This is a genomic window from Ectothiorhodospira haloalkaliphila ATCC 51935 (genome assembly GCF_000633935.1).
In the GTDB taxonomy this organism is placed as follows: domain Bacteria; phylum Pseudomonadota; class Gammaproteobacteria; order Ectothiorhodospirales; family Ectothiorhodospiraceae; genus Ectothiorhodospira; species Ectothiorhodospira haloalkaliphila.
The window spans coordinates 310,994-327,439 of record NZ_KK214996.1 but is presented as its reverse complement, the minus strand read 5'-3'; the positions used below and the strand labels follow the sequence as shown (position 1 = coordinate 327,439).

At 62.7% G+C, this 16,446-nt stretch carries 13 protein-coding genes; 12 read left to right on the top strand and 1 reads right to left on the bottom strand.

The genetic code is table 11. The annotated features are described in order from the left end of the window. The first annotated feature begins 9 nt into the window (after nt 1-9). The 11 genes from ECTHA_RS0103330 to ECTHA_RS0103280 all read left to right on the top strand — a co-directional run bounded on the left by ECTHA_RS0103330 (nt 10) and on the right by ECTHA_RS0103280 (nt 12,718). The gene (locus ECTHA_RS0103330) at nt 10-750 is read left to right on the top strand and encodes a flagellar basal body rod protein FlgF (RefSeq protein ID WP_025282062.1); all 741 of its coding nucleotides are present in this window, start codon (nt 10-12) and stop codon (nt 748-750) included. A gap of 23 nt (nt 751-773) precedes the next feature. Next, nucleotides 774-1,562: a flagellar basal-body rod protein FlgG gene (gene flgG, locus ECTHA_RS0103325; protein WP_025282061.1), complete on the top strand. Its 789-nt coding sequence runs from the start codon at nt 774-776 to the stop codon at nt 1,560-1,562. A gap of 109 nt (nt 1,563-1,671) precedes the next feature. Continuing rightward, on the top strand, nt 1,672-2,334 hold the full coding sequence (flgH, locus tag ECTHA_RS0103320; RefSeq protein ID WP_051582592.1) for a flagellar basal body L-ring protein FlgH: 663 nt from the start codon (nt 1,672-1,674) through the stop codon (nt 2,332-2,334). A 58-nt stretch (nt 2,335-2,392) separates the two neighbouring features. Then, entirely contained in the window at nt 2,393-3,475 is a 1,083-nt protein-coding gene (locus ECTHA_RS0103315; RefSeq protein ID WP_128572024.1) for a flagellar basal body P-ring protein FlgI, read from the top strand. 21 nt (nt 3,476-3,496) lie between these two features. Further along, nucleotides 3,497-4,498: a flagellar assembly peptidoglycan hydrolase FlgJ gene (flgJ, locus tag ECTHA_RS0103310; protein WP_025282058.1), complete on the top strand. Its 1,002-nt coding sequence runs from the start codon at nt 3,497-3,499 to the stop codon at nt 4,496-4,498. A 67-nt stretch (nt 4,499-4,565) separates the two neighbouring features. After that, the gene (gene flgK / locus ECTHA_RS0103305; protein ID WP_025282057.1) at nt 4,566-6,431 is read left to right on the top strand and encodes a flagellar hook-associated protein FlgK; all 1,866 of its coding nucleotides are present in this window, start codon (nt 4,566-4,568) and stop codon (nt 6,429-6,431) included. A 3-nt stretch (nt 6,432-6,434) separates the two neighbouring features. Further along, a complete protein-coding gene (gene flgL / locus ECTHA_RS0103300) occupies nt 6,435-7,790 on the top strand; it encodes a flagellar hook-associated protein FlgL (RefSeq protein WP_025282056.1) in 1,356 nt (451 codons plus the stop codon). A gap of 161 nt (nt 7,791-7,951) precedes the next feature. Continuing rightward, nucleotides 7,952-9,050 (top strand): peptide chain release factor 2 gene (prfB, locus tag ECTHA_RS0103295; protein ID WP_128571921.1). Its coding sequence is split into 2 segments (ribosomal slippage): nt 7,952-8,026 and nt 8,028-9,050, totalling 1,098 coding nucleotides; the frame shifts between segments, so codons are not numbered across the junction. A gap of 73 nt (nt 9,051-9,123) precedes the next feature. Further along, on the top strand, nt 9,124-10,623 hold the full coding sequence (lysS, locus tag ECTHA_RS0103290) for a lysine--tRNA ligase (RefSeq protein WP_025282054.1): 1,500 nt from the start codon (nt 9,124-9,126) through the stop codon (nt 10,621-10,623). Nucleotides 10,624-10,632: 9 nt separating this feature from the next. Beyond that, nucleotides 10,633-11,799: a pyridoxal phosphate-dependent aminotransferase gene (locus tag ECTHA_RS0103285; protein WP_025282053.1), complete on the top strand. Its 1,167-nt coding sequence runs from the start codon at nt 10,633-10,635 to the stop codon at nt 11,797-11,799. A 52-nt stretch (nt 11,800-11,851) separates the two neighbouring features. After that, entirely contained in the window at nt 11,852-12,718 is an 867-nt protein-coding gene (locus ECTHA_RS0103280; RefSeq protein ID WP_025282052.1) for an alpha/beta hydrolase, read from the top strand. Nucleotides 12,719-12,778: 60 nt separating this feature from the next. Here the strand turns inward: ECTHA_RS0103280 and pckA are convergent, their stop codons facing one another. Beyond that, on the bottom strand, nt 12,779-14,374 hold the full coding sequence (pckA, locus tag ECTHA_RS0103275; protein ID WP_026623498.1) for a phosphoenolpyruvate carboxykinase (ATP): 1,596 nt from the start codon (nt 14,372-14,374) through the stop codon (nt 12,779-12,781). Nucleotides 14,375-14,647: 273 nt separating this feature from the next. On the opposite strand from pckA, the gene ECTHA_RS0103270 reads away from it, so the two are divergent. Continuing rightward, nucleotides 14,648-16,438: an ABCB family ABC transporter ATP-binding protein/permease gene (locus tag ECTHA_RS0103270; protein WP_025282050.1), complete on the top strand. Its 1,791-nt coding sequence runs from the start codon at nt 14,648-14,650 to the stop codon at nt 16,436-16,438. Nucleotides 16,439-16,446 lie beyond the last annotated feature (8 nt).

The following is a 16,446-nucleotide window of genomic DNA, read 5'->3' as shown; positions in this document are numbered from 1 at the left end:
GGCCTCATCATGGACCGCATGCTCTACATCGCCATGACCGGTGCCCGGGAGGCGGCGCATTCCCAGGAAGTGAACAGCCACAACCTGGCCAATGCCAGCACCACCGGGTTCAAGAAGAACCTGGAGGCGTTCATCAACCACCCTATGCGCGGCCCGGTGTACGACAGCCGGGATTACGTCCAGCTGGAATCCATGCGCGCCGATTTTGCCCACGGGCCGCAGATCTCCACCGGTCGCGACCTGGATGTGGCGGTGCAGGGTGACGGCTGGATCGCGGTGCAGGGGGTGGATGGCAATGAGGCCTTTACCCGGGCCGGTAATCTGCAGGTGGATGCCGTGGGCCTGTTGACCACCGCAGATGGCCGGCCGGTCCTGGGGGATGACGGACCCATCGCCATTCCACCGTCCGAGACCATCCTCATCGGCGGCGACGGCACCATCAGCGTGCGTCCGCTGGGACAGGAACCCAATGTCCTGGCCGAGGTGGGCCGCGTGAAGCTGGTGAACCCGAATGGTCAGGATCTGGAGCGCGGGGAGGATGGCCTGTTCCGTCGCGCCGACGGTGCCATTGAGCCGGCGGATGCCCAGGTGAGGCTGCAGTCCGGGATGCTGGAAGGCAGCAATGTGAACACGGTGGAAGCCATGGTCAACATGATCGAGTTGTCTCGTAATTTCGAGACACAGGTGAAACTCATGAAGACCGCCGAAGAACTGGATCGTAGCAGTGCACAACTGCTGCGCATCTCCTAAGGCCCAGCCAGGAGACTCTCGTCATGAATCAAGCACTCTGGATTTCAAAGACTGGCCTGGATGCTCAGCAGACCCGCATGAATGTGGTGTCCAACAACCTGGCCAACGTGAACACCACGGCCTTCAAGAAGGGGCGTGCCTCTTTCGAGGATCTGATCTATCAGACCATCCGCCAACCCGGTGCCCAGGAGGCCCAGAACAACCAGTTGCCCACGGGACTGATGACCGGGGTGGGGGTGCGCACCGTGGCCACCGACAAGATCTTCACCCAGGGCAATCACACCCAGACGGACAACGCTCTGGATGTTTCCATCCAGGGGCGGGGATTCTTCGAGATCCTCACCCCGGAGGGCAACGTGGCCTACACCCGGGATGGCAGCTTCCAGCTGAATGCAGATGGTCAGATGGTGATGTCCAATGGTTATGAGTTGCAGCCGGGCATTTTCATCCCCGAAGGCACCAAGAGCATCCATATCAGTCAGGACGGCATCGTCAGCGCCACCCTGGCCGGTGAGGAAGCAGCCCCGGTGGAAGTGGGCAACATCCAGTTGGCGGATTTCGTGAATCCCGCCGGCCTGGAGCCGGTGGGGCAGAACCTGTTCGTGGAGACCGCTGCCAGTGGTGCACCCCAGCAGGGCAACCCTGGCCAGGACGGCCTGGGTCGGCTCATGCAGGGCTCCCTGGAGAGTTCCAACGTCAATATTGCCGAGGAACTGGTGAACATGATCGAGACCCAGCGGGCCTACGAGATCAATTCCAAGTCCATCTCCACCTCCGACCAGATGATGCAGTTCCTCAACCAGAATCTGTAACCAGGTCGATGTATCGCGGTAATCAAGGGGCAAGGCCATGAACAGTCAGGTATCCACGAAAGAATATGGCATTAGAGGTGGGCCCGGTCTTCAGCGACTGGGGCTGGTCATGGTCCTGTTGTCCTTGTTGATGAGCGGTTGCGCCACCATGACGCCGGTGGAACGCGGTGATGACGCGCAATTTACCGCCATCACACCGCCCCAGCCGCTGCCACCGGAACAGAATAACGGCGCCATCTTCCAGCCCGCCTCCAACCAGGGCCTGTTTGCCGACTACAAGGCCCGCCAGGTGGGGGATGTGCTCACGGTGGTGCTGGCAGAGCGGACTCAGGCTCGCAAGTCCGCGAGTACCTCCACCAGCAAGGACTCCAATGTGAACATGAATAACCCCACGGTGCTGGGTCGCCCGGTCACCCGCGGTGGTGTGCCGATCCTGGATGCCTCCGTGAGCGGTTCCCGAAGCTTTGAGGGGGAGGGCGATTCGGCCCAGAGCAACCAGTTGGATGGCTCCATCACGGTGATGGTCTCCGAGGTCCTGCCCAACGGCAATCTGGTGGTGCAGGGGGAAAAGTGGCTGCAGATCAACCAGGGCCAGGAATACATCCGCCTGCGGGGCATCGTGCGGCCGGTGGATATCCGCGCCGACAACACGGTGAACTCCAACCAGATCGCCGATGCCCAGGTGGCCTATGGCGGCAGGGGCACGCTGGCGGACAGCAACAATCCCGGCTGGTTGACGCGATTCTTCAACAGCCCCGTGTGGCCCTTCTAGGGGAGATCCGATCATGAAACCCATACGCACATTGCTGATCGTCTGGGCCCTGGCGTTGATGTCCCTGGGCCTGATCCTGCCGGCCTCTGTGGACGCCGCTGATCGGGTCAAGGACCTGGCTTCGGTGGATGGGGTGCGCAGCAACCAGCTCATCGGCTACGGCCTGGTGGTGGGTCTGGATGGCTCGGGTGACCAGACCACCCAGGCCCCCTTCACGGTGCAAAGCCTCAAGAACATGCTGGGTCAGTTGGGTGTGACCATCCCGCCCAATGTGAATCCACAGCTGCGCAACGTGGCCGCTGTCATGGTGCATGCGGACCTGCCTCCTTTTGCCAAGCCTGGTCAGACGATTGATGTGACCGTTTCTTCCATCGGCAATGCCGGCAGTCTGCGCGGTGGCAGTCTGCTCATGACACCCATGAAGGGTGCTGATGGCCGCACCTACGCCATCGCCCAGGGCAACCTGGCCGTGGGTGGGCTGGGTGTGGAAGGGGCCGACGGCTCCCGGGTGACCGTGAATGTGCCCAGTGTGGGCCGCATTCCCAATGGGGCCACGGTGGAGCGGGAGGTGCCATCCGGTTTTGCCCGGGGCAATCACGTCACGCTCAATCTGCATCGCCACGACTTCACCACTGCCAACCGGCTCAGCGATGTCATCAACGACACCATGGGTCCGGGCACGGCCCATCCGGTGGACGGCTCCTCGGTGCGGGTGAGTGCCCCTCAGGATCCAGGCCAGCGGGTCACCTTCATCTCCATGCTGGAGAACCTGCGGGTACAGCCCGGAGAGCCGCCAGCCAAGGTGATCGTCAACTCGCGTACCGGCACGGTGGTGATCGGCAGCAATGTGCGCGTGAGCCCGGCTGCCGTGTCTCACGGCAACCTCATCGTGACCATCACGGAACGACCGCAGGTGACGCAACCTGCGCCGTTCGCTGCCGGCGAGACCGTGGTCACCCCGCAGACCGACATTGAGGTGATTCAGGAGGATGCCCGCATGTTCCTGTTCGACCCCGGCGTGACCCTGGATGAGATCGTGCGCGCGGTCAACGAGGTGGGGGCTGCCCCGGGAGATCTGGTGTCCATTCTGGAAGCCCTGCGTGAATCCGGTGCCCTGCGGGCCCAGTTGGTCATCATCTGATCCGGGACGGGGAGCGCTGCCATGAACGCCTACATTGCCGATAGCTTCAACTACACCGACATCGCAGGTCTGAGTGAGTTGCGGGGGCGTGTGCAGAGTCAGTCGCCCGAGGCGGCCGATGAGGTGGCGCGGCAGTTCGAGGCCCTGTTCATTCAGATGATGATCAAGAGCATGCGCGCCGCCGCGCCGGCGGAAGGCCTGCTCAGCAGTGATCAGACCCGCATGTTCGAGGGCATGTTTGATCAGCAGGTGGCTCTGGATATGGCCCGGGGGGAGGGCATCGGTCTGCGTGAGCAGGTGGCGCGGCAGTTGGCAGGCCCCGAGGCACGTCGCGACGACGACCGGGAATTGCAAATGCCCACGCATCGGGTGCCCGCCCTGCGCGCCGCCATCGAGGCGGCCATGGCGGCACCGGCTGCATCCATGGGTCGTCACGATACCCCGGAGGCTGACGGTATGAAACCAGGTCAGGGCACGAGTAAGGCAGGGCCGGCCGGCGGCGATGGTTCCTGGTCGCCCCGGTCCCCGCAGGAGTTCATCCGTGACGTCTGGCCCCATGCACAGCAGGCCGCCGCCGAACTGGGTGTGGCCCCCGAGGTGCTGGTGGCCCAGTCCGCCCTGGAAACAGGCTGGGGGCAGCATGTGATCCAGCATGGGGACGGGCGCAGCAGCCACAACCTGTTCGGCATCAAGGCCGATGGTCGCTGGCAGGGGGATCGGGTGACGGTGCAGACCCTGGAATACGTGCAGGACATCCCGGAGATGCAGCGGGCCCAGTTCCGCTCTTATGGCAGCGTGGCAGAGAGCTTTGAAGACTATGTGGATTTCCTGCGCAGTAACCCCCGCTACCGGCATGCGCTGGAGGCTGCGGGTGATCCGGAACAGTATGTGCGCGGCTTGCAGGATGCAGGTTACGCCACCGACCCCGACTACGCAGACAAGATTCTGAACATCATGCGGCGCGGCACGCTCAGCGACACCCTGGCCGGATTCAAGTCTGGCGGCGAGCGGCCGCTATCCTGAAGGAGGTAACGATCATGTTCATGCACCCCATTCACTTCACACTGCGGATTGCCGCCAGGAGGGCATCATGAGTGCGGGACTCTTTGGTATCGCCACCTCCGGGCTCAATGCGGCGCAGCGTGCGCTGGACACCACCGGCCACAACATCGCCAACGTCAATACCGAGGGCTACAGTCGCCAGCGGACGGAGCAGGGCACGCGCCCGGCTCAGTTTTCCGGGGCGGGCTATGTGGGCCGGGGGGTGGATGTCAACACAGTCAGGCGGATGTACGACGAGTTCGTGCAGACTCAGCTGCGCAACAACACGACCAGCAGCGAGTATTACAATACGCAGCGAGATTTCATCAGCCGGGTGGATAACCTCCTGGCTGATCCGGCCGCGGGCTTGTCCCCTGGCTTGCAGCAATTCTTCTCGGCCACCCAGGAGCTGGCCAATGATCCCACCTCCAGTGCCAATCGCACCGTGTTGATCTCGGAGGCGGAGTCACTGGTGGACCGTTTCAAGTTCCTGGATCAGCGGCTCAAGGATCAGCAGACCATCGTGGATGGCCAGATCGGCTCGGGGGTGGACGAGGTCAATGGCTATGCCGATTCCATTGCCAAGCTGAATCAGCAGATCGTGGCCGCCCAGGGTCGCGGTCAGCCGCCCAATGACCTGCTGGACAAGCGGGATCAGATGGTGCTGGAAATGTCCAAGTTCGTGGACGTGAGAACCACGATCCAGGACGATGGCTCCATGAACGTCTTCATTGGTCGTGGACAGGGTGTGGTACTGGGTAACAAGGCCACGCCGTTGTCTACAAGTCGTATTCCCCCGGGTTCGCCTCTGGAGGTGAATTTTGGTGCGCAAGGGGGCACCAAGACCAATGTGACCAACCTGATCTCGGGCGGCAAACTGGGCGGTCTGCTGGAGCTACGCAGCTCAGTCCTGGACGAGGCTCAGAATGAATTGGGCAGGGTCGCCGTTGCCGTTGCTGTGGGGTTCAACAATCAGCACCAGGCGGGACTGGATCTGGATGGCAATCCGGGGGAGGCGTTTTTTAAAGTGCCTCGACCTGAAGTTTTATCGGCTTCTGGAAATACTGCTGAGAAACCCAAGGTGACTATCGATCCAGAGGGTCTATCTGAATTGACGAGTCGGGATTACCGTATGACCCGTGAGGGTGGCAATTGGGTCTTGAATACCGTTCCCGGCAGTTCGCCACAAACGCTTGATTTCACCAGTGGTGATCCGGTGCGCGTTGCGGGTATGTTGATTGATGAGCCCACAGGAGGGGCAGATGAGGGTGATAGCTTCCTGATCCGCCCAACCCGTAATGCGGCGCAGCAGATGCAGGTGAATATCACCGAGCCGGACAAGCTTGCGGCCGCAGCTGGTTGGTTGCCTGACGATTCCGCACCTGCAATCGATTCCTTAAGTGTGGTGGATCCATCAGCACTGCCTCCGATGGGCACTGACGAGGTGAATTTTGCATCCGGCGATTTTACTGAGATATCCGCGGGTGCAGGTGTTTGGAAAGCAGTGAGTGAGGGCATCGAACTTGTGGTGCGCTCAGATGACCCTGCAGGCCCGGGGGATGTCAAACTTAACCGCAACACGGACCCGGGCCCCGGCGACAACCGCAACGGCCTGGCTCTGGCACAGGTACAGGCCACCGGGTACCTGGACGGCGGCAAGAGCTCCATTGAGGACACCTACAACGGCCTGATCGGCAAGGTGGGCACCAAGACCCGTCAGACCCAGGTGGCTGCCGATTCCCAGGCGCGGCTGCTGGCGGATGCCAAGGCCCAGCGGGAGAGTCTCTCCGGGGTGAATCTCGATGAGGAGGCAGCCAACCTGCTGAAGTTCCAGCAGGCCTACCAGGCATCGGCGCAGGTCATCGCCGTGACCAGCACCCTGTTTGACACCCTCATCGGTGTAGCGAGGCGTTAAGTCATGAGGATATCCACCAGCCAGATTTTCCAGAACGGCATCGACGTGATTCAGCGCCAGCAGGCCGAGATCTCTCGCACCCAGAACCAGTTGGGCACCGGGCGCCGCATCCTATCGCCGTCGGACGACCCCAGTGGCAGTGTTCAGGCCCTGCAGTTCGAGAGCCGTATCGAGCAAACCAAACAGTTCCAGCGCAACGGCGGCCTGGCCGAGCAGCGCCTGCGCCTCACCGAGGTCACCCTGGCCTCCGTGGGCGATGGCCTGCAGCGCATCCGCGAACTCTCCGTGAAAGCCAATAACGCCACGGAAACCGACGAAACCCGGCGCTACATCGCCGGTGAAATGCAGCAGGTGCTCAACTCCCTGGTCGATCTGGGTAACACCCGCGATGCCAACGGGGAGTACCTGTTCGCGGGTTACAAGTCCCAGACCCAGCCTTTTGTCATGAAGAATGGTGAGGTGGAGTATCAGGGGGATGATAAGGCCCGGCAGGTGGACATCAGCCCCGTGCGCAAGATGGCGGTAGGGGATCCGGGTAATCAGGTGTTTGGGGATGCGGGTGTGTCCGGGGCGCTGAAGGACGGGAATGGAACCTTCACCACTCTGCCTGGTGATGGTAACACCGGGTCAGGGGTGATCAGTGCGGGAAGCGTGGTGGATCGCGGAGACTGGCAGGACGCTTTGGCTGCTGAAGTCGAGATAACCCCACCCGACCCTGACCCCCCGTTCGTTGAATCGGTCAGTTACTACAAAGTGGTTTTTGACGACGGTGGAGAGAACTACTCGGTTCAAGCCTTCAACGCTGATGGTGAATTCCTGGGTCCTGGAGATCCTGCGGGCGAAGCGATCCTGGAGGAGGCTGATCAAATTGCCCTTGGTCTGAACGAGTTGCCCACGGACGTGCCTTTTAAAAGTGGCGAATCCATTGCGTTCAATGGCATCAGCTTCGACATCAAGGGCACTCCGGCTGGAGATGACGCGTTCACCATCCGTCCTTCCGAACCCCAGAGCCTCTTCACCGGCGTCCAGAAAATTATTGATGCCCTGAATTCCCCCGTGGGCACCAGCACCGCCCCGGTGAACAACGCCATCAATTGCGGCCTGTCCGAACTGGACAACGCCCTGGGCCATGTCCTGGACACCCGTGCCACCGTGGGTGCGCGTCTCAATGCCCTGGAGAACCAGGATAACCTCAACCGGGATCAGATCCTGCAGCTGGAGACCACCATCTCCGAGATCCGCGACCTGGACTATGCCGAGGCCATCAGCCGCTTCAACCTGCAGCAGGTGGGTTTGCAGGCAGCGCAGCAGTCGTACACCCAGGTGGCGCGCCTGACCTTGTTCGATTACATCCGCTGATCGCAGGAGCGGCAAGCGCTTTTCGGCCCTCACCCCAACCCCTCTCCCGCCAGCGGGAGAGGGGCTCAGGTTTCTTCTTCCCGGAAGGGCGCGGCGGGCACCATCCCGTCCAGCATGTTAAAATCCCCGGTTTTCCCAAACACCCGTCGGAAGGCCGCTCCATGCTGGAACTCAACCCGCTATTTACCCACATCAAGGATCTGCAAGGGCGTGTGGATGCCCTGAGGGGGTATCTTTGACTTCGATACCAAGCGCGAACGCCTGGAGGAAGTGAACCGGGAACTGGAAGACCCCAACATCTGGAACGACCCCGACAAGGCCCAGGCCCTGGGCAAGGAGCGTTCCCACCTGGAAGGCATCGTCCACAATCTGGAGCGCATCGGCGGTGGCCTGGATGATGCCCAGGAATTGCTGGAGATGGCCCAGGCCGAGGGCGACGAGGACACCGTTGCGTCCGTCCAGTCGGATCTGGATCAATACGAGTCCACCGTTGCCGGCCTGGAATTCCAGCGCATGTTCTCCGGCGAGATGGACGACTCCGCCGCCTTCCTGGAGATCCAGGCCGGCTCCGGCGGCACCGAGGCCCAGGACTGGGCGGAGATGCTGCTGCGCATGTACCTGCGCTGGGGCGAGCGCCACGGCTTCAAGACCGAACTCATGGAGGCCTCCGCCGGTGAAGTGGCCGGCATCAAGAGTGCCACGGTGCGTTTCGAGGGCCCCTATGCTTTCGGCTGGCTGCGCACCGAGACCGGTGTGCACCGGCTGGTGCGCAAGTCCCCCTTCGACTCGGGCAACCGCCGCCACACCTCCTTCACCTCCGTGTTCGTATCCCCCGAGGTGAGCGATGACATCGACATCGAGATCAACCCGGCGGATCTGCGCATCGACGTCTACCGGGCCAGTGGCGCCGGGGGTCAGCACGTGAACCGCACCGAATCCGCCGTGCGTATCACCCACTTGCCCACCGGTGTGGTCACCGCCTGTCAGAACGGTCGTTCCCAGCACAAGAACAAGGACTTTGCCATGAGCCAGCTACGCGCCAAGCTCTATGAGCTGGAGCTGCAGAAGCGCAATGCGGAAAAGCAGGCCATGGAAGACAGCAAGGCAGACATCGGCTGGGGCAGCCAGATCCGCTCCTATGTGCTGGACCAATCCCGTATCAAGGACCTGCGCACCGGCGTTGAGGTGGGCAACACCCAGGCGGTGCTGGATGGGGATCTGGACCAGTTCATCGAGGCCAGCCTCAAGAGCGGCCTTTGATGCCGCTCGCCCCCTATTCCGCGGAGCAGTGTTGCCGCGTCATCCCGTTACATAGCAATCCATTGGCAGACTGATGAACGACCACACCCAGGACGAGAACAAGCTCATTGCCCAGCGCAGGGAGAAGCTGGGCAAGCTGCGCGAAGACAACGGCGCAGCCTTCCCCAATGACTTTCGCCGCAACGTGATGGCCGGCGAGCTGCATGCCGAGTATGGCGAGCGGGAGCCGGAATGGTTCGAGAGCAATCCCATCCGTGTGGCCGTGGCCGGTCGCATGATGGCCAAGCGGGTGATGGGCAAGGCGAGCTTTACCCAATTGCTGGACATGTCCGGGCGCATTCAGTTGTTCGTGCAGCGAGATGAACTGCCCGAAGGGCGTTATCAGGAGTTCAAGGCCTGGGACGTGGGTGACATCCTGGGCGCCGAGGGCACGCTGTTCAAGACCAAGACCGGCGAGCTTTCCGTGAAGGTGGACAGCCTGCGCTTGCTCACCAAGTCCCTGCGGCCGCTGCCGGAGAAGTTTCATGGCCTGTCGGATATGGAAACCCGCTATCGCCAGCGCTATGTGGATCTGATCATGAACGAGCCGGTGCGGGAGATCTTCCGCACCCGCACGCGCATCATCCAGAGCATCCGCAATTACCTCAATGCGCGGGACTTCCTGGAAGTGGAAACCCCCATGATGCAGTCCATCCCCGGCGGGGCCACGGCGCGGCCGTTTGCCACCCACCACAATGCCCTGGACATGCAGCTGTTCCTGCGCATTGCCCCGGAGCTGTATCTCAAGCGTCTGGTGGTGGGCGGTTTCGAGAAGGTGTATGAAATCAACCGCAATTTCCGCAACGAGGGCCTGTCCACCCGGCACAATCCCGAGTTCACCATGCTGGAGTTCTATGAGGCCTACGTGACTTATCACGAGCTCATGGACCTCACCGAGGACCTGCTGCGCACCCTCACCCAGGAGGTGCTGGGCACCACCACGGTGAACTACCAGGGCGAGACCTACGACTTCGGCCAGCCCTTCGAGCGCCTCACCGTCAAGGAGGCCATCCTCAAGTACAACCCGGATCTGACCGCCGCGGATCTGGAAGACGAGCAGAGGGCCCGCGCCGTGGCCGAGCGGCTGGGCATTCCCCTCAAGGATGGCTACGGTCTGGGCAAGGTGTGGATCGAGATCTTCGAAAAGACGGCGGAATCGCGTCTGCAGAATCCCACTTTCATCACCGCTTATCCCACGGAAGTCTCGCCCCTGGCCCGGCGCAATGACGACGATCCCTTCGTGACGGATCGTTTCGAGTTTTTCGTGGGCGGGCGGGAGATCGCCAATGGCTTTTCCGAGCTCAACGATTACGAGGATCAGGCGGAGCGCTTCCGCCAGCAGGTGCAGGAAAAGGAGGCCGGCGACGACGAGGCCATGCATTTCGATGCCGACTATCTGCGCGCCCTGGAGCATGGCATGCCGCCCACGGCGGGCGAGGGCATCGGCATCGATCGACTGGTGATGCTGTTCACCGACTCCCCCTCCATCCGGGATGTGCTGCTCTTCCCCCACATGCGACCCGAGGCAGGCTAGGCTCCACCCATGACCCCGAACATGCCCGTGGCCCGCCGTATGGCGGACATCCAGCCCTTTCACGTGATGGACCTGCTGGCCCGGGCCAGGCGTCTGGAGGCCCAGGGGCGGGACATCATCCACCTGGAGATCGGTGAGCCGGATTTTCCCACCCCGGCGCCCATCGTCGAGGCGGGTCGTCAGGCCCTGGCCGATGGTCACACGCATTACACCCCGGCCACGGGCTTGCCCGCCCTGCGCGAGGCCATTGCCCGTTTCTATCAGGATGAATACGGGGCCCATGTGCCCCCGGAACGCATCGTGATCACGCCAGGAGCCTCTGGGGCACTGCTACTGGTGATGGGCGTGCTGGTGAACCCGGGCGCCCAGGTGATCATGGCCGATCCCGGCTATCCCTGTAACCGGCATTTTGTGCGCGCCATGGAGGGGGAACCAGTGGGGGTCTCCGTGGGGCCGGATACGGCCTATCAACTCACACCGGATCATCTGGCCGATACCTGGACGGAGCGTACCGCCGCCGCCATGGTGGCCACCCCCTCCAACCCTACCGGCACCCTCACCGACACCCACAGCCTCAAGTCCATGATCGACTTTGCCCGTTCCCAGGGCGGCAACCTGATCGTGGATGAGATCTATCAGGGGCTGGTCTACGGGGAGCGGCCCATGACGGCCGCGGGTCTGTCGAATCAGGTATTCGTGATCAACAGCTTTTCCAAGTTTTTCGGCATGACCGGCTGGCGTCTGGGCTGGGTGGTGGCGCCGGAACCCTATGTGCGTGAACTGGACAAGCTGGCACAGAACCTGTTCCTGGCCGCGTCCACCCCGGCCCAGCACGCGGCCCTGGCAGCCTTCACGCCGGCCTGCCGGGAGATCCTGGAGGCACGCCGCGAGGCCTTCCGTCAGCGCCGGGACGTGCTGCTGCCGGGCCTGCGCGCCCTGGGTCTGCGGGTGCCGGTGACGCCCGAAGGCGCCTTCTACATCTACGGCAACAGCACGGCCTGGGGCGAGGACAGCTTTGTGCTGGCCGAGCGTCTGCTGGAGGAAGCGGGCGTAGCGGTCACGCCGGGCATCGACTTTGGCCGCCACGGGGCCAGTCAGCATCTGCGATTTGCCTACACCCGTGATATCCCGGTGCTGGAGGCGGCGCTGGAGCGTCTGCGGCAATGGCTCGGCTGAGATCCCTGTCGATGCCTTGGCCCCCGCGTTCGGCCTGAGTACACTGGCCACCATGCGTACATTGATGATGGTGGTGTTGATCGGGTTGGGGGCCTACGGGGCCTTCGTGGGCATGCTGTATTTCACCCAGGGGCAGATGGTCTACATCCCCCTGTCGGCCCACGCCGGCTCACCCTCGGACGCGGGGCTGCCCTACGAGGAAGTCTGGCTGGACACCGAGGACGGTGAGCGCCTGCATGCCTGGTTCATCCCGGCCCGGGAGGGCGCCGGGGATCGGAATGAGGCGGGGGCTGATGAATGCCGGGCACCCGTGCTGCTGTTCCTGCATGGCAACGCCGGCAACATCAGCCATCGCCTGGAATCCCTGCAGATCTTCCACCGGCTGGGGCTCTCGGTGCTGATCCTGGACTACCGGGGCTATGGCAAGAGTTCCGGTTCCCCCGCGGAGGAGGGCACCTATCTGGATGCCCTGGCCGGCTGGCAACACCTGCTGGAGGAGCGCGACTACGCCGCCGATGAAGTGGTGGTGTTCGGACGCTCCCTGGGCGCGGCGGTGGCCGCCCACACGGCCGCCCGGGTGCAGCCGGGGGCGCTGATTCTGGAATCCGCATTCACCAGCGCCCCGGAGCTGGGTGCCGATCTCTACCCCTGGGTGCCGGTGCGCACCCTGCTGCGCTTCGAGTATGACACCCGCCGTGCCCTGGAGCAGGTGGAGTCCCCGGTGTTGCTGGCCCACAGCCGCGACGACGAGATCGTGCCCCATGGCCATCTGGAGCGTTTGAAGCAGGCAGCGGGGAGTGCGCGGGCGTTGTCGGTGCTGGAGATGCGCGGCGGGCACAACGATGGCTTCATGCGCACTGGAGAGGATTACGTCAGGGGCCTGGAAGACTTCCTGGAAGCCTCGTTCGACTGCCCCTGACAAGGTCTGCGTCCCCTTTTGCGCAAGCCCCTCTCCCCTGCGGGGAGAGGGGCCCCTTTTTTACCCGACGCTTTCCGGCACGCGCGGGGCGGCCTGGCGGATCTCCTCGCTGGCCTGGTCCTCATAGGTCCTGAAGTTGTTGTGGAACAGCATGGCCAGTTTCGCGGCCGTGTCCTGATAGGCCTGCTTGTCTTCCCAGGTGTTGGAGGGGATCAGCACCTCGTCGGGCACGTTGGGGCAGGTGGTCGGGATCTGCACGCCGAAGATGGGGTCTTCCACCGTGTCCGACTTTTCCAGTGAGCCATCGTGAATGGCATCGATGATGGCGCGGGTGTGGGCGATGCTCATGCGCTTGCCCACGCCATAGGGGCCCCCGCTCCAGCCGGTGTTCACCAGCCACACGCGCACGTCGTGCTCACGGATGCGCTCCGCCAGCAGTTCGGCATAGCGGGTGGGATGCCATACCAGGAAGGGCGCCCCGAAGCAGGCAGAGAAGGTGGCTTCGGGCTCGGTCACGCCCACTTCCGTACCGGCCACCTTGGCGGTGTAGCCGCTGATGAAGTGGTACATGGCCTGGGCGGGGGTGAGGCGGCTGACGGGGGGCAGCACGCTGAAGGCGTCGCAGGTGAGAAACACCAGATTGCGCGGATGTCCACCGGTGCAGGGGATCTTGGTATTGGGGATGAATTCCACCGGATAGGAGCAGCGGGTATTCTCCGTGAGGGAGCTGTCTTCGTAATTCACCTCGCGGGTGTCCTTGTCGTAGACCACGTTCTCCAGTACGGCGCCAAAGCGGATGGCGTTGTAGATCTCCGGTTCGGCCTTGGGGTCCAGATTGATGGCCTTGGCGTAGCAACCGCCCTCGATGTTGAACACGCCCTGGTCGGACCAGCAGTGCTCGTCATCACCGATGAGATAGCGATCCGGGTCGGCGGAAAGGGTGGTCTTGCCCGTGCCTGAAAGGCCGAAGAAGATGGAAACATCCCCTTCCGTGCCTTCGTTGGCGGAGCAGTGCATGGACAGCACGTCCTGCTTGGGCATGATGTAATTCATGATGGTGAACACGCCCTTCTTCATCTCCCCAGCGTATTCGGTGCCCAGAATGACGAATTCACCCCGGGCAAAGCACAGGCTGACGCTGGTGGGGTTCTTCACGCCGAGGATGCTGGTGTCTGCCGACGCGCGTCCGGCGTTGTAGATCACGTAGTCGGGGTCGCCGAAATTATCCAGCTCTTCCTGGCTCGGGCGGATCAGCATGTTGCGCATGAACAGGGCATGATAGGCCCGTTCGCAGATCACACGAATACGCACCCGGTAGCGGGGATCCCATCCAGCGAATCCATCGATGACATAGAGTCGCGAACAGGTGTTCAGGTGATCCACGGCCTGGGTGCGCAGGGCATCGAAACTGGCCGCTTCCAGGCCCACGTTGACCGAACCCCACCAGACGTCATCATTGATATGATCGTGGGAGACCACGCGCTTGTCCTTGGGACTGCGACCGGTCTTGTCGCCGGAGCGGGCGATCAGGGCGCCCGTGGAGGAGATGGCGGTGCCGTGTTCGTGGGCGAGGGCCTCTTCGTAGAGAACGGCGGGGGAGGGGTTGCGCAGCACTTTCGCCACGCTGATGCCATGCTGATTCAGGCTGAAGGTCATGCAGATCTACCTGTGGGGAAAGGGGGAGGGGTTTGCGACAGACTATTGACATGCGTGGTCTAAAACAACAGCCGTGGGGGCTGTTTTGAGTATTTCATTGATAAAAGGCACGTGGGCGCCCAGGAATCAGGGCCCCTGGCTATTGCCCTATGCTTCGCTTCCTGACAAGCTTTACGGTTTTTCATTATAAGTATCTATTCAAAAGTGCTGAAGGCCCCGCGACGCGGGGTCGCGTGAGGTGCCCTTCATGAGCCTGCAGTCGCTGTTGACCCGGTGAGATACCGTTCCGATTACGCCTATTCGGATCAGCGGGTGAACTGGCGTATCCTGCTCAGCCTGATCCCCTACCTGATGGAGTTCCGGGGGCGGGTGATCCTGGCTCTGGTCCTGCTCACCCTGGCCAAACTGGCCAATGTGGCCGTGCCGGTGGCCCTGAAGTACATCGTCGATCATTTCGAGTCTTCTCCCGAGACAGCCGTGATGGTGGTGCCAGTGGCCCTGCTGGTGGCCTATGGGTTGCTGCGTTTCGGGTCGGTGTTTTTCTCGGAATTGCGGGACGCCGTGTTCGCAAGGGTGGCGGAGCGCGCCATGCGCCGGGTGTCGTTGCGGGTGTTCGAGCATCTGCACCGCATGGACCTGGGTTTTCATCTGTCCCGCCGCACGGGGGGGCTGGCCCGGGACATCGAGCGTGGCACCACCGGCATCAGTTTCCTCCTGCGTTTCACCCTGTTCAACATCCTGCCCACCCTGCTGGAGATCGCCATGGTGGCGGTGATCCTGTTCGTCTTCCTGAGCCCCGGGTTTGCGGTCACCGTGGTGGTGGCGGTGGCCATCTATATTGCTTTCTCGGTGGTGGTGACCGAATGGCGTAACCGTTTCGTGCGCCAGGCCAATCAGATGGACAACCGCTCCAACACTCGGGCGGTGGACAGTCTGCTCAATTTTGAGACGGTGAAGTATTTTGGCAACGAAGGGTATGAGGCCCGCCGTTACGACACGGATCTGGAGGCCTGGGAGACGGCGCGGATGCACAACCGTCTGTCCCTGGCGGCCCTGAACTCCGGGCAGGCTTTCATCATCGCCGGTGCGATCACGGTGATGATGGTGATGGCGGCCACTCAGGTGGCGGATGGCAGCATGACCATCGGTGATCTGGTGATGGTGAATGCTTACATGATCCAGTTGTTCATTCCCCTGAATTTCCTGGGCTTCGTGTACCGGGAGATCCGCGAATCCCTGATCAACATCGAGCGGGTGTTCCGGCTCATGGATCAGCCAGCGCAGGTGGTGGATCGCCCGGACGCCCGGCCGTTGGTGCCGGATGGGGGCGAGGTGGCCTTCGATGAGGTGAGCTTTGGCTACGGGGCGGATCGGCAGATCCTGCACGAGGTGAGCTTTCGGGTGCCGGCGGGTCACAAACTGGCCCTGGTGGGCAGCAGTGGTGCGGGCAAGTCCACCATCGCACGTCTGTTGTTCCGATTCTACGATGTGGACAGGGGACGCATCACCATCCACGGCCAGGATGTCCGGGAGGTCACCCAGGACAGTCTGCGGGCGGCCATCGGGGTGGTGCCTCAGGATACGGTGTTGTTCAACGATACCATCTACTACAACATCGCCTATGGGCGACCCGATGCGACCCCGGAGGAGGTTCACCGGGCGGCGCGGCTGGCCCACCTGGAGGCGTTCATCCAGCGGTTGCCGGAGGGATACGATACGGTGGTGGGTGAGCGGGGCCTGAAACTGTCCGGCGGCGAGAAGCAGCGTATTGCCATTGCCCGGGTGATCCTCAAGGATCCGCCCATCCTGGTGCTGGACGAGGCAACATCCTCGCTGGATTCTCATTCCGAGCAGGCCATCCTGGGGGCCCTGCGGGAGATCGCCCGGGAACGCACCACCCTGGCCATCGCCCACCGGCTGTCCACGGTGGAGGATGCGGACACCATCCTGGTGCTGGAACATGGGCGCGTGGTGGAGCAGGGCACCCATGACGCCCTGCTGGCCGCCAACGGGGCCTATGCGGCGCTGTGGCGGCGTCAGCAGCGGGGAGAGGGGTTGGGGTGAGGGGCGCG

Coding starts and splice junctions, on each gene's coding strand:
- ECTHA_RS0103330 (WP_025282062.1), top strand. CDS start 10: ATGGACCGCATGCTCTACATCGCCATGACCGGTGCCCGGGAGGCGGCG.
- flgG (WP_025282061.1), top strand. CDS start 774: ATGAATCAAGCACTCTGGATTTCAAAGACTGGCCTGGATGCTCAGCAG.
- flgH (WP_051582592.1), top strand. CDS start 1,672: ATGGTCCTGTTGTCCTTGTTGATGAGCGGTTGCGCCACCATGACGCCG.
- ECTHA_RS0103315 (WP_128572024.1), top strand. CDS start 2,393: ATGTCCCTGGGCCTGATCCTGCCGGCCTCTGTGGACGCCGCTGATCGG.
- flgJ (WP_025282058.1), top strand. CDS start 3,497: ATGAACGCCTACATTGCCGATAGCTTCAACTACACCGACATCGCAGGT.
- flgK (WP_025282057.1), top strand. CDS start 4,566: ATGAGTGCGGGACTCTTTGGTATCGCCACCTCCGGGCTCAATGCGGCG.
- flgL (WP_025282056.1), top strand. CDS start 6,435: ATGAGGATATCCACCAGCCAGATTTTCCAGAACGGCATCGACGTGATT.
- lysS (WP_025282054.1), top strand. CDS start 9,124: ATGAACGACCACACCCAGGACGAGAACAAGCTCATTGCCCAGCGCAGG.
- ECTHA_RS0103285 (WP_025282053.1), top strand. CDS start 10,633: ATGACCCCGAACATGCCCGTGGCCCGCCGTATGGCGGACATCCAGCCC.
- ECTHA_RS0103280 (WP_025282052.1), top strand. CDS start 11,852: ATGCGTACATTGATGATGGTGGTGTTGATCGGGTTGGGGGCCTACGGG.
- pckA (WP_026623498.1), bottom strand. CDS start 14,374: ATGACCTTCAGCCTGAATCAGCATGGCATCAGCGTGGCGAAAGTGCTG.